Source organism: Dietzia sp. HMSC21D01 (assembly GCF_001815995.1).
Lineage (GTDB): Bacteria > Actinomycetota > Actinomycetes > Mycobacteriales > Mycobacteriaceae > Dietzia > Dietzia cinnamea.
This window is the reverse complement of record NZ_KV823645.1, coordinates 5,784-12,261: the sequence shown is the minus strand read 5'-3', so window position 1 is coordinate 12,261 and position 6,478 is coordinate 5,784. Positions and strand designations below refer to the sequence as shown.

Here is a 6,478-nt window from a genome sequence, read left to right as displayed (position 1 = left end):
CGACGGCCAGCGCCTGCGAGTCCCCGCCCAGATGAACGGTGCCCGCCCGGGCGAGGCGCTCGTCCCGCCACGGCACAGGGCCCGACAGGACGAGGTCGACCTTCGCGGCCGCGCCGCCCATCGGCGCCTCCATGAGCTTCCGTGCGCGGCGCGCAACGGCGGGTGACGGCGATGACGCCAGCAGGATCCGGCCGAGGATCCGCGACGAGGTGTTGAACACCACGTCGCGGGCGTCGAGTCGCGCGAGCGAGTCGACGGTGACGCCCGTGTGGATCTCGCCCCCCGCGTCCCGCACGGCATCGGCCAGGGCAGCCGTGATCGCGCCGCTGCCGCCGACGGGCAGACCCCATCCGCGCGGGGAGTGCAGCAGCGCGCCCAGGACGAGCCCGACGCCCGTCGCGGCCGGGGACGTCAGCGGGGTGATGGCGTGGGACGAGATACCGGACAGCAGCGTCCGGCCGTCCGGGCCGAGAGGATCGGCGACCCCGCCGCGGGGATGCGCCCGCAGGAAGGCGCCGGCGAGCGCCGCCGTCGCCGCCACGGGCGGGATCGAGCGCTGATCGGACAGGGCGGCCGCGACCACGTCCTCGGCGCGGCGGCCCAGCGGGCCCATCACGCTCCACCACCGGTCGGCCTCCTCGCGCGAACCCAACCCCTCGGCGAGGGTCGCGGGGGAGGGGTCGGACGGCACGACGATCGCGTCCCGGCCCGGCAGGGCGTGCCCGAGCTGCACCGCGGGCACGGCCAGCTCGACGCCGTGGGCCGCCAGGTCGAAGTCGCGGAAGAACGGCGAGGCCCCCGCCATCGGGTGCACGGCCGAACAGGGGTCCACGAACAGGCCGTCGGCGAGATCGTCCGGGATGTCGCCGGCGACGTCGGACATCGGCAGAGTCCGGCAGCCGCCGCCGATGGTGTCCTGCGCCTCGAGGACCACGACCTTCCGCCCGGCACGCGCGCACATCACCGCGGCGGCCAGACCGTTCGGGCCCGAGCCCACCACGATGACGTCCGCGCGCACGATCCCGGCGGCGCTCACCCGAAGACCGCCAGGCCGTAGGCGCGGCGCAACTGTTCCAGTAACTCCTCCTGCGCCCGGGCCTGTTCCGCGAGACCCCGCAGCAGCCGGCCGGTGTCGTGGACGCGGAGCTCGTCGTCGTCACCGCCGGGCGCCGGGTCGTCGGCGACCCACGACGCCGCGAGCAGCTCCCACATCGAGCGCTTGGCCACCACCAGGGTGCGGAGCGTCTCCAGGACGGCGAGCCGCGCCAACGGATCGCGCAACACCGGTCCCACGGGCAACGCGGCGAGCGTCACCGCGGACGACGTCCGGAGCAGACCGCGACCCGGCGCGCCCACCACCGACAGGCGACGCAGCAGGGCCGCGGCGGTGTCGATCTCCCGGTCGAACTCCGCGCGCAGCGGCACCAAGCGCACGCGGTCGGCCGGCTCCACGGCGCTGATACAGCGGTCGAGGATGCTGCGGCCCACGGCCGCGCCGTACAGGTGCGCCCGCAGATACGTCGCCACCGCCGTCGCGCCCCGCGCCGGCGCCACCACCGGCAACCACGGGTCAGGGAAACGGACCGGGGACGGTGTCGACCGGGGGCTGCGGGGCATCGGGGCTTCCGTTCGTCGCTCGGCGGCGTGCTCGTCGCTCGTCGGTGTGTTCGTCGGCGTGCCCGTGCCACGACGGCGGCCGGATGGGGCGCGACCGTCGGGCCGGACTCCCCGCCACGGTAGGCGGCCCGGGCCGCACCGGCCACTGATCGACGGCGGCGACAGGTGGCCTAGACTGGCCCTGCCCGTTTTGACACCGAGGAGATCCCACTGTGACAGCATCCGGACGTCCCGTCGTCCTCATCGCCGACAAGCTCGCCCAGTCGACCGTCGACGCGCTCGGCGACGCCGTGGAGGTCCGCTGGGTGGACGGCCCGGATCGTCCGAAGCTTCTCGAGGCCGTAGCCGACGCCGACGCCCTGCTCGTGCGCTCCGCGACGACCGTCGACGCCGAGGTGCTCGCCGCCGCGCCCAACCTCAAGATCATCGGCCGCGCCGGCGTGGGCCTGGACAACGTCGAGATCCCCGCCGCCACCGAGCGCGGCGTCATGGTGGTCAACGCGCCCACCTCCAACATCCACTCGGCCGCCGAGCACGCCGTCGCGCTGCTCATGGCCGCCTGCCGCCAGATCCCGGCCGCCGACCGGACGCTGCGCGAGCACACCTGGAAGCGCAGCTCCTTCAACGGCGTCGAGCTGCTCGGCAAGACCGTCGGTGTCGTGGGCCTGGGGCGCATCGGGCAGCTCGTGGCCCAGCGCCTGGCGGCGTTCGAGACCCACATCATCGCCTACGACCCCTACCTGCCGGCCGCCCGCGCGGCGCAGCTGGGCATCGAGCTCGTGGACATCGACGAGTTGGTCTCCCGGGCCGACATCATCACGATGCACCTGCCCAAGACCAAGGAGACCGCCGGCCTGTTCGACGCCGCGCGTCTCGCCCGTGCCAAGGACGGCGTCGTGATCGTCAACGCCGCCCGCGGCGGCCTCATCGTCGAGGACGCCCTCGTCGACGCGCTGAAGTCCGGCAAGGTCCGCGCCGCCGCGCTCGACGTGTTCGACACCGAGCCCTGCACCGACTCGCCGCTGTTCGAGCTCGAGAACACCGTCGTCACCCCGCACCTGGGCGCCTCCACCGCCGAGGCCCAGGACCGCGCCGGTACGGACGTCGCGCGCAGCGTCCTGCTCGCGCTCCGCGGCGAGTTCGTGCCCGACGCCGTCAACGTCTCCGGCGGCCCGGTCGGCGACGAGGTCGCCCCCTGGCTCGACCTCGTCCGCAAGGTCGGCCTCATCGCCGGCCACCTGTGCCCGGGCGTGCCCACCACCGTCAACGTCGAGGTCGCCGGCGAGCTCGCCGCCGAGCAGGTCGACGTCCTCGGCCTGGCCGCCCTGCGCGGCCTGTTCTCCGCCATCACCGACGAGCCGGCCACGTTCGTCAACGTCGGCCAGATGGCCGAGCAGCGCGGCGTCACGCACTCGGTCGAGACCCGCAGCGAGTCCAAGTCCTACCGCAGCACGGTCACCGTCACGGCCGTCGCGGCCGACGGTTCCACCGGGAAGGTCACCGGGACCCTTTCGGGCCTGGACCAGGTGCAGAAGATCGTCCGGATCAACGAGCGTGGCTTCGATCTGCGCGCCCAGGGCCAGAACCTCTTCGTCCACTACTCCGACCGCCCGGGTGTGCTCGGCAAGGTGGGCTCGATCCTCGGGGGCGAGGGCATCGACATCCAGGCCGCCGCCCTGAGCCAGGACGCCACCGGTGAGGGCGCGTCGCTCATCCTGCGCGTGGACCGTGCGGTCGCCGAGCCGACGATCGACCGGATCGTCTCCGACCTCGGCGCCACCGCCACCCAGATCAACCTCGACTGACGAGCAGCAAAGGAACCCACACCGTCATGAAGCTCGCAGTCATCCCCGGTGACGGCATCGGCGTCGAGGTCACCGCCGAGGCGCTCAAGGTCCTCCACGCGCTGGTGCCCGACGTCTCGACGACCGAGTACGACCTCGGGGCCCGCCGCTACCTGCGCAACGGCGAGACCCTCACCGACGCCGACATCGCCAGCCTCAAGGAGCACGACGCCATCCTGCTGGGCGCCATCGGCGACCCGCGCTCCGTGCCGGCCGGCGTGCTCGAACGCGGCATGCTGCTCCCGCTGCGGTTCGCTCTCGACCACCACGTCAACCTCCGTCCCTCGCGGCTGTTCCCGGGCTCGGCCACGCCGCTGAAGGACCCCGGCGAGATCGACTTCGTGGTGGTGCGCGAGGGCACCGAGGGCCTCTACACCGGCAACGGTGGCGCGATCCGCGTCGGTACCCCGCAGGAGATCGGGTCCGAGACGTCGGTCAACACCCGCTTCGGCGTGGAGCGTGTCGTCCGCGACGCCTTCGCGCGCGCACAGGCCCGCCGCGGCAGGCTCACGCTGGTCCACAAGACCAACGTGCTGGTCAACGCCGGCGGACTGTGGCAGCGGACGGTCGACGAGGTCGCGCCCGAGTTCCCGGGGGTCGAGGTGGACTACTGCCACATCGACGCCGCGACCATCTACATGGTCACCGACCCCGCGCGGTTCGACGTGATCGTCACCGACAACCTCTTCGGCGACATCATCACCGACCTCGCCGCGGCCGTCACCGGCGGGATCGGCACCGCGGCGTCCGGCAACATCGACGCCTCCGGCACCAACCCGTCGATGTTCGAGCCCGTCCACGGCTCGGCCCCGGACATCGCCGGCCAGGGCAAGGCCGACCCGACCGCGGCCATCCTGTCCGTGGCCCTGCTCCTGCGCCACCTCGGCAAGGAGGACGAGGCCGCGCGCGTCGAGGCCGCCGTCGAGGCCGACCTCGGTTCGCGCGGCGACGCACCCGTCGTCACCTCCGAGGTGGGCGACCGCATCGTCGCCGCGGTCAGCGCCTAGCCCGGACCGCCGCCCCGGCGTCGGCACGCCGGGACCCGTCCCATCCCGACGGCCCGCGGGTGTGAATCGCGTGAAGCGATCACACCGCGGGCCGTCGGCGTCCACAGTGGAGGCGTGGACGTGGAACTGGCCGAGGTGCGCGACTTCCTCGCCCGTTGCGCACCCTTCGACGCGCTGCCGTCGGAGCAACTCGACCGGCTTCCCGCCCTGCTGTCCCAGCGGTACCACCGCCGCGGCTCGGTGATCATCGAGCCGGGGACGCCGAACGACCACCTGCACATCATCCGCACCGGCGCCGTCGAGGTGTGCGATCCCGACGGCACCCTGCTGGACGCGCGCGACGAGGGCGACTGCTTCGGGTACTCGACCCTCACCGAGTCCCGCCTGTCGCGCTACCTCATGGTCGCCTCGGCGGACACCCTTCTCCTCGAGATGCCCCGCGAGGTGTTCGACGAGCTGGCCGCCGGGCATCCCGCCCTGCGCGCCTTCTTCGGCGCACGCAGCGACCGCATCCGCCAGGATCTGGCCTCCGTCCGCGTCGCCGCGTCCGGCGGCGACGCCCTCGGCACGCCGGTGGGGGAGCTGCTCACGCGGGACGCGGTCACCGTGGGGCCCGACACCCCCATCCGGGAGGCCGCACAGATCATGACGAGGGAGCGGGTGTCGGCGCTGGTGGTGGTCGAGGCCGGGCGCGTGGTGGGGATCTTCACCGACCGCGACCTCCGCGCGAAGGTCGTCGCCGTGAGCGGGGACCCCGAGGCCCCGGTCGCGACCATCATGACCCCCGACCCGGTGACGGTGGACGCCCACACCCGGGCGTTCGACGCCACGCTGCTCCAGATGGACCGCGGGGTCCACCATCTACCCGTGTGCCAGGACGGGGCGCCGATGGGGATGGTCACCACGAGCGACCTGCTCCGGCTCGCACAGGCCGACCCCGTCTACCTCGCCGCGCGGATCTCCCGCGCCCCGGACGCCGATACGGTCGCCCGGCTGGCGGAACGGCTCCTGCCGCTGATCGGTGAATTCGTGCGGCGCGGGACCGCACCCCAGGACATCGGTCGGGTCATCACCGCCACCGCCGACGCCGCCACCCGGAGACTGCTCGCCCTGGCCGAGGCCGACCTCGGTCCGCCGCCCACCGACTACTGCTGGGTCGGACTCGGCTCGCAGGCCCGCGGGGAACTCGGCGCCTCCAGCGACCAGGACAACGCCCTGATCCTCGACGACGCCGCCGACACGGTCCCGGGCGCCCACGACTACTTCGCCGCACTCACCGACCAGGTCTGCGACGGCCTGGACCGGGCGGGCTTCCCGCGGTGCCCGGGCGACGTGATGGCGAGCAACCCGCAGTGGCGACGAACCGCGTCCGACTGGGAACGACGGGTGCGGGACTGGGTGGGCGCGCCCGACCCCGAGGCCGTCCTGAACAGTCAGGTGTTCTTCGACATCCGCGCCGTCCACGGGGCCGAGCGTCTGGTGGACCGGGTCCGCTGCGAGATGCTCTCCAGATCCCGGGGGAGCCGGCGGTTCCTCGCCCACCTGGCACGGATCGCCTGCGACTGGCAACCGCCCCTCGGGTTCTTCCGGGGCCTTGTGGTCGCGCGCCGGGGGGAGTACCGCAACACGCTGGACATCAAGGCGGGCGGCATCGCACCCGTCGTCCAGATTGCCCGGCTGCACGCGCTGTCGGCCGGGCTGTCGGAGGTCTCCACGCTGGGCCGGCTCGAGGCCGCGGCGGCCGCCGGGGTGCTCGCCCGGACGGACGCCGAGAACCTCGCCGGCGCGATCCGATTCCTCAGGGGTCTGGCCTACCGCCACCACGCGCGCCAGATCGCCGAGGGACTCGACCTGGACAACCACGTCGACCCGTCGAGCCTCGGCACGATGGACCGCCACCGCCTGCGGGCGGCGTTCCGCATCATCGCGGCCGCGCAGTCCGCGTTGGCCATCCAGTACCGGGTGGGGCAGATGTGACGGGACTGGGCAGACTGACGTCGGCCGCCCGCC

General features: G+C 73.5%; 5 protein-coding genes. 3 read left to right on the top strand and 2 right to left on the bottom strand.

Features of this window, described 5'->3' with window-relative positions; translation table 11 throughout:
• Together HMPREF3086_RS01225 and HMPREF3086_RS01220 are read right to left on the bottom strand one after the other, a co-directional pair.
• Positions 1 to 1,036, bottom strand: a 1,036-nt coding sequence (locus tag HMPREF3086_RS01225; RefSeq protein ID WP_246830844.1) for a phytoene desaturase family protein, incomplete at its 3' end; no start/stop codon positions are given.
• The gene (locus tag HMPREF3086_RS01220) at positions 1,033 to 1,617 is read right to left on the bottom strand and encodes a hypothetical protein (RefSeq protein WP_070719757.1); all 585 of its coding nucleotides are present in this window, start codon (positions 1,615 to 1,617) and stop codon (positions 1,033 to 1,035) included. The genes HMPREF3086_RS01225 and HMPREF3086_RS01220, both read right to left, overlap by 4 nt.
• Before the next feature lie 212 nt (positions 1,618 to 1,829).
• On the opposite strand from HMPREF3086_RS01220, the gene serA reads away from it, so the two are divergent.
• From serA to HMPREF3086_RS01205, 3 genes are all read left to right on the top strand, one after another.
• Positions 1,830 to 3,422 carry a phosphoglycerate dehydrogenase gene (gene serA, locus HMPREF3086_RS01215; protein WP_007627150.1) on the top strand — a complete coding sequence of 531 codons (1,593 nt, stop codon included), beginning with the start codon at positions 1,830 to 1,832 and terminating at the stop codon, positions 3,420 to 3,422.
• A gap of 26 nt (positions 3,423 to 3,448) precedes the next feature.
• Positions 3,449 to 4,468, top strand: a complete 1,020-nt coding sequence (locus tag HMPREF3086_RS01210; RefSeq protein ID WP_070719756.1) for a 3-isopropylmalate dehydrogenase — start codon at positions 3,449 to 3,451, stop codon at positions 4,466 to 4,468.
• Between the two features lie 114 nt (positions 4,469 to 4,582).
• Positions 4,583 to 6,445 carry a DUF294 nucleotidyltransferase-like domain-containing protein gene (locus HMPREF3086_RS01205; protein ID WP_070719755.1) on the top strand — a complete coding sequence of 621 codons (1,863 nt, stop codon included), beginning with the start codon at positions 4,583 to 4,585 and terminating at the stop codon, positions 6,443 to 6,445.
• The last annotated feature ends 33 nt before the right edge of the window (positions 6,446 to 6,478 follow it).